This window comes from Streptomyces bugieae (assembly GCF_036352915.1).
In the GTDB taxonomy this organism is placed as follows: domain Bacteria; phylum Actinomycetota; class Actinomycetes; order Streptomycetales; family Streptomycetaceae; genus Streptomyces; species Streptomyces endophytica.
In genome coordinates this window covers 1-6928 of the sequence record NZ_JAZBJP010000073.1, presented here as the reverse complement: position 1 = coordinate 6928, position 6928 = coordinate 1, and the positions used below count along the sequence as shown (strand labels likewise).

Below are 6928 nucleotides of genomic sequence, written 5' to 3'. Positions count from 1 at the left end.
TCACGAGGGCCTCCTGCACTCGGCGGTAGATGTCGCAATCCACACCGAGCCAGAAGGCCCTCGCCTCTTTCAAGGACCACTCAAGGCATGTCGCCTGTCACCAACGTCCCGGGACAGCACACCTAGCGTCTTCGAAACGAAGGAGTCAACGGGAAAGTAAGTGAAGGTCGGCAGGGGTGCGCAGGAGGATGTGCTGCCCTGACATACGAGCACGGTCGTCTCAGAAGGCTGGCTCTTCCGCAGGGTTGGCGAAAGGGGAAACGAGACTGCGCAGTGCTCTCACTCGGCCACTGGTGAGCTTCACATGAACTGCTCGCAGTGCTGCCCCGCGCCGTCCAAGGCCTCTTCGGCTCAGTTGGTGGCCGGGAGCGGTGGGGTGAGGGGGAGGCACCAGCTGGGCGGACGAAGACAACGGTGTGGCGGGCCCGGGTGATCGAGACCCGTAGCAGGCGGCGTGTCTCGTCGGTGCGCTTCGCGTCCCATTCGGCGTCCAGCAGCTTGGAGGTGTAGGTGCCTTCGACGATGATGACACCGTCGAACTCCTTGCCCTTGGAACGATGCATGCTCATCAGGCTGACGTCCGCGGGGTCCTGCCGGGAGACCACCAGGGACTCGTTGCTGAGGGCTCGCCTGATGGCGGCAGCGACGTCGGCGCAAGAGGTGGCGTCCCAGGCCTCCATCAGGACCCAAGCGAGCAGATCGGTAGCTTTGAGGAGGCGGAGCATCCGGGCGTCCTTGAAGAGTGCGCTGAGCTCGTTGGATCCTGTGAGCAGGGCGCGGGCGGTCTGCCAGTCGGCCACAGCCGTCCGATCAGCTGAATGCCCCTCTCGTAGGCGGTGACCAGGCTCTTGGCGGTGTTGGAATTGACTGCGGTCTCGTTGTGCAGGGCGGTGATGGCGTTGGCGATCGTCCGCATGGTGGCTCTCGCGCCGCGGATGCCGTTGCTGTACTTGATCCGGTAGTAGTCGGCGATGGCGCGGAGCGTGCCAATGAGCGCCTCTGCCCGCTGCAGGCCCGGCCATTCGAGGATGGAAGCGACGACGTAACCCGCTGCTGCCGAGAGCTCCGGGTCAAAGACGAGAGAGTGTTCGACGGCGGGGAGTTGCTGTTGGCCGACGCTCCTGGCGACGGCGATCTTCTCCGAGATCCTGCCGAGGAAGGCGTTCTCCTTGGCCAGTACGGCGACGGTGGGCTGTCTGCCAAGTTTCTCAGCAAGGTGCGGGCGCAGAACCGTTAAGACGTCGTTTCACTTGGTGAGGCGGCGGTAGCCGATGAGGGTCGCTGCTATGCCGACGAAGGCGAGGAAGTGTTCGGCCTTGCGTTCATAGCGGCGGTGCAGGCGGCGGCATCCGGCGAGCCAGGAGACCGTCCTTTCGACGACCCAGCGGTGGCGGCCCAGCCGGGTGGAGGACTCGATGCCCTTGCGGGCGATGCGGTGACGGATGCCTTTCTTACGGAGCCATCGGCGCGCGTGGTCGTAGTCGTAGCCCTTGTCGGCATGGAGCTTGGCTGGACGCCGGCGGCGCGGTCCGCGGCGGGAGCGGATGGGTGGGATCCCGCCCACGAGTGGTTCCAGTCCGAGGCTGTCGTGCATGTTGGCGCCGGAGATGCCCAGGGACAGGGGCAGCCCGTTGCGGTCCGTGATCAGGTGGATTTTCGATCCGCTCTTGCCGCGGTCGGTCGGATTCGGTCCGGTCAGTGGCCCCCTTTTGCCGCCCTGACGCTGACGGAGTCAATCGCACACCGCGACCAGTCCAACGCTCCGCGGGCGCCGAGCTCGTCGAGGATGACGCGGTGCAGCCTGGCCCACACCCGGTCCCGGCTCCACTGGGCGAAGCGCCGGTAGACGGTGGGCCAGGCCGGCCCGAACACCGGCGGCAGTTGCCGCCACGTGCAGCCCGAGGTGGCCACGAAGATGATCGCTGCCAGGCATGCGCGGTCACCGGCCCGTCGGCGGCCGCCGCCTTGCGGGCGTATGACCTCCGTCGGCGGGACCACCCGCCGGAACAGCACCCACAACTCGTCCGGTACCAACCGCTCAACCAGATCCGTCATGCACGGCTCAACGAGCGATCACACCATCAGAAACGGCGTCTAATGCCTAATGGACGTACGCGCCGAACGGGGCAGGGCCGTAAGTGGGATATAGGAAGGTCCTGACGGCGTCCGGTATCGGGTGAGGGGTGTTGCGCAGGGCGGCGTTGGGAGACCGCCCAAGGGACTGCGGTGGTCGCGTCGCCCGACAGGTCGAACAGCTGCGGCTGCAGGTGATCGACTGCGTGATGGACTCGTTCGGCATCGACCCCGGGAATGTAGTCGAAGATCCGCTGGTCCGGGTTGGCCAGGCAGATGATCGTCGACTGCGCACTGAAAGCCTTCACCGCCCGACACTGATCGACCGGCGCACGTCTTCGCAGGCGCGAGGGGAGCAACTGGCATTTCAGAAGTCCAGGTCAAGACAGCGTCGCGCGCAGTAGGTTGAGCAGATCAGCGCCTGCAGCAGCGAGGTTCCTGACGATGTCGTCACCATTCGAAAAGCCGCCGTTGTACGTGGTCCCGTTCACTCCGGGAGCCGTGGAGGGCCGGGCTCAGGACCAGTCAGCCTACGCACCCGTTCTGTTTGAGCGCCCGGAGGCTGTAGAGTCGACCGTTCCCCACGGTCTGGCCAAAACGGTGGCCACCGCGCTGCCCGGGCTCTGGTACTGCCTGCACCTACCCGCCGCGCTCTCGGACCTCATCGACGTCGATATCTGGATGCTCAAGGCAGCCCAGAACCTGCGCCTTGAGCACAACATCCTGCTGGTGCCGATCGACTGCTTCGACGAGGACGTACTCGGTCGTCATCTGCAGTGCCACCATCCCGTGGTCACCATCTGCCCGGACGAACTGCTGGACGAAGCCCGGCACCGGGCCTCGACACTGGGATTCGCGCTGCCTACGACCCCCTACTCCCAGCTGTCCGACGCCACCCTCACCGCTCAGTGGAAGGCAATCCACGAGCACTTCATCCCCGACCTGCCGAGGCTGACGGGGGAGGTGCCCCTCACTCACCGCCTGGATCTGGCCCCCCTCACCCTGCCTCACCGCAGGCTGGCCCGACAGATGGGATGGCCAACAGCAGAGTCGGTCGTCCAGGGCACGAGCGCGAGCGAAGCATTCGCGCAGGCCCTCCGCGGCCAGACCTTCTTGGCCGCTTTGACGCGCCTGGAACGGGAGGGGGCATCCCACGACGAGGCTGACCGCCGCTTCCGCCAGACATTCGAGGAAGAAGCAACCCGACTACGGGTACCAGTTGCACTGGCCCTGCCCGGTACCGCACCGGCTTACGCCCGCATAGCCTACGACAGCGAGCTACGGCGCCGGACGGGACCCCAGCCCGCCGTCAACCCAAACGACACATGGTCGGTCATGCTCCACGAACGCCCCGATCACATGGTCGAACGAGCAGCCATCGAATTCGCAGTGACGCACCAGTCCGTCGCGAGCAGCGGACTGGGCCTCATGCTGCCCACCATGCCCCCGGACGCTTTCATCACTCTTGCCGAACTCGAACGGCATTTCCACACCCCCCACAGCAGCGCCGCCGTGAGACGTCTGCTCACCCGGCTCAATGACGCGGCCCAGCCGCTATGGAGCAAAGAATTGAAGGCCGCCATCCAGCGAGCCTCGTACCTGACAGTGTTCTCCGACTTTCCCCTCGGCCTGCTGACCATGCCCGGAGACAGCGCCCCGCTGTGCGCACGCCTGCCGGTCACGTACAGGCCCTTGCAGCCATTGACCAGGATGGTGCAGCAGCAGCTCTCCGCCCCACCGGCCATCAGCCTGGACTGCAGCATCAAAGTCCTGGTGGCCGAGTGCATCCCCGTCAGCGACCCGGTCGGACGGATGTCGAGACAGGGATGGGACATTGCCCGCGAGACCGTCGCACCCGACTCGGCCACACTCACCATCATCCAAGCCGAGACCCTCACCCTTGAAGCTCTCCAGCAATCCGTGGCCGAACACCGCCCCGATATCCTCATCATCAGCGCGCACGGAACGATGGTCGGCAACATGGCCGCGCTTGTGATTGGTGACGCGCCACACCTGGACTTCGGCCTGGACCATATGCCGCCGGTGGTTATCCTCAGCGCCTGCCACGTCGCCCCCCGCGGCTCCGGCGCCGTGGCCATCACCGATCTCCTGCTACGGGAAGGCGCCCTGGCGGTACTCGGCACACAAGTCCCAGTCGACGTCAGACGTAACGCCATGCTGATGGTTCGCTTCATGGTGTATCTCGCGAAAGAGAACACGAAGCCCGGACAGTTTTCCACCATCCTGGACGTGTGGCATCACGTGCAGACATCGAACGCGATCAGCGACATCATCGACGGAAGCCCCAGCCTTAGGACATGGGGCACCAGCACCACCATCAACGGCCGGCCTGTCCTTGTCGAGTTCATGAGCAGCCGGGCCGCCGGCCGAATCCGTCCGCCACACGTCTACGAAGACACCGAACGTGTCCTGGGCGAGATCGCCGACGAGCAGGGCCAGGGCGACCGCGTACGTAACTGGTTCCGCAGGCCCGGCTACGTCCCCGAATCGCTGTTCTACATCTTCGCCGGTCGTCCCGACCTCATTCACCTCACACCACTGGAGCTGCTGACCGAACAAGCGCGCCCCGGACGATAGCTGCCAGGCTCCTGAACCACGCATCGAGGGCTGTCAGACGGTGGCCTAGCCGGGTGAGCCGACCGAGGCTGCGCTGACGCTGGCGTTGACTGCTGAGCCAGCTACCCAGCGCGAAACCGTCAACGGTGATGGGCCGGGAAACGGCGAGGTGCCGTGACGTTCGGCGTAGGCGTGCGCGACAGCCAAGCCGTCTGCGGCTGGGCGCCGCCTGGGCCAGGCGTGGCAGCGCTCGACTTCGCCTGCGGCCAGACCGAGCTCAGCCAACAACGCGAAGCGTCCGCTGGAGTACCGCAGCGGATCAGGGCAGATCGCCAATGAGCGTGTCCTGGACCCGGGGTGCGTTGCACGGGCGGGGAGCGGGAAGCGTTGATTCTCCGACTGTGGGGCCAGATGTTCGGTGAGGAACTGCCACATTGTCGATGTCGGATCTTTGAGGGACGAGGTGAGACTCATGGACGCATCCTGGCGCACCCGTCCGACAGTGCATTCGGTGTGCGGCCCGGTACCGGGCGGTAGCCGAAACCTCGCGCCATTCCCGCCGCACCGGTCGCGGATGCATTGTCAGACCCTGCCTCTACAGTGCCCCTCCTCCTGGACAAGGACACTGTCCCGACCACGCATCCAGTCAGAAAAGACAGCGGCCTAACCTGCACCAATGGCGCCGCGGACGCCAATAAGAGGCGGGGTACCCAGCCAGCGGTTGGCAGCAAGGGCGGACGGTCGGCGACCGCCAGCTACGCGCGTCGCATCCCGAGCAGCGCACGGGAGCGAATGACCGAAAGGATCATGTCGCGCATGAGCCCGCTCTAGGTTCGAGACGTGTTCGACATGCCACCTGCGTCAGGGCGCCGGCCGACAAGCCACGACACGCATGCCCCGTCGGAGCCAAGGCCGATACCAACGGCCTTGGCCCTTCATGCGGCCTGCCCCCACCCATGACAGATTGCCCGGCCGCCATTGCGTGTACCGCTGAGATGACGAGCTAACCGCAGGGAGCTGGGCGACGCGGTTCCCAGGGTGTTGAGGACAGACAGAGGAGAGGACATCCATGCACGCCAGAGAGTCATCACTGACGCCCGCTATCACAGGTGTGACAGCGGGCGCTTGGCGCGGCCCGCTACCCCGCCTGGGCGGCGGTGCTGTGCTGAGACGAGTGTGGAGGCGGGGCCCGGTGTACGGGTCCGCCGCTACGAACCGGCAGGCATCTCACGGCACCTCAGGTCTGGGACGTCCACGAGCACGAGTGAGTCCCGTTGCTCGGCGGCGCGGTGGGCGCCAAGGGCTCGCTGGCCTTCTTGACCGTGCGGAGAATGCCACGCACTGCCATCGCGACGTTCGGCGACACGCGACTCGGGCGGGGACATGAGGTGCTCGCGTTACAGCAAGTCGACTCGCGCTCAGTGCCAAAGAGACGCAGCGGAATGGCCGCGTTTTGACGACATGCCTGCGCCGGTCGTGGCCTGCGCCAGCCATCTCAGCCCGTCGGAGTGGGCCGCCTGCCAGGCGGCCCGCATACGGTCTTCCCGCGTAGCAGCGGAGCGTCGAAGGCAGGAAGCCGCAGAACGAGACCGCCTCGGAGTCCCGCCGCCTGCTGTCGGTGGGACTCCGCCGGACCGCCCGTGCATCGGAAAGTGCATGTCCAAGCAAAAAGCGCGAGGCGAGGACAGGGACGGAGCGTTGACCGAGTGTGCCCATTGTGACGGCCTCGTCTGCCTAAATTGTGGCGTAGAGCGAGTCGACGACATGCTCGGCTGGTGCGATGCCTGCGCCCGGCCCCAGCCCGACGATGCTGGCTACGAGCCGGTGACGCCGCCGGGAGATGAGACGTATGACGGCGCCTTTCCCCAACGGCGGCTCACTTCAGCCGTGGCCAGGATCGCTGCCGCAACGGGACGCTCCTACAGCAGCGAAGAGCACGTGATCCGCCGAGCTACTTGGGTCGCCACAGTATTGGCTGCAGCAGTTGGACGAGGGCTCCGCCGGTTATTTGGAGCAGTTGTAGGCCTGTTGGCGCGGATTAAGCTGCGACGGGATCCGGTCCGTCGACGACATCACGGCGTGTCCACCGTCCCGGTGGACACGCCGGTTACGAGACCACTGATCCCATTCGGATCATGAGTCTGAAGCTTGCTAGTGCGTTCGAGTCCCCAAGGTCCAGCAGAGACTCAGACCGGGAGGAGGAGCCCACTACCGCGGCTCCTCCCATGTCTTCCAGGCTTAGGCAACTGTTGGCGGCCAGTGGTGCGCCTGCTGGAGG

At 65.7% G+C, this 6928-nt stretch carries 3 protein-coding genes; 1 reads left to right on the top strand and 2 read right to left on the bottom strand.

Translation table 11 applies throughout. The features are described from left to right. Nucleotides 1-122: 122 nt before the first annotated feature. Together V2J85_RS41525 and V2J85_RS40170 are read right to left on the bottom strand one after the other, a co-directional pair. Nucleotides 123-680: an ATP-binding domain-containing protein gene (locus V2J85_RS41525; RefSeq protein WP_419836886.1), complete on the bottom strand. Its 558-nt coding sequence runs from the start codon at nt 678-680 to the stop codon at nt 123-125. A gap of 566 nt (nt 681-1246) precedes the next feature. Beyond that, nucleotides 1247-2055 (bottom strand): IS5 family transposase gene (locus V2J85_RS40170; protein WP_419836885.1). Its coding sequence is split into 2 segments (ribosomal slippage): nt 1247-1713 and nt 1713-2055, totalling 810 coding nucleotides; the frame shifts between segments, so codons are not numbered across the junction. Nucleotides 2056-2517: 462 nt separating this feature from the next. On the opposite strand from V2J85_RS40170, the gene V2J85_RS40165 reads away from it, so the two are divergent. Further along, nucleotides 2518-4671, top strand: a complete 2154-nt coding sequence (locus V2J85_RS40165) for a CHAT domain-containing protein (RefSeq protein WP_330824338.1) — start codon at nt 2518-2520, stop codon at nt 4669-4671. Nucleotides 4672-6928 lie beyond the last annotated feature (2257 nt).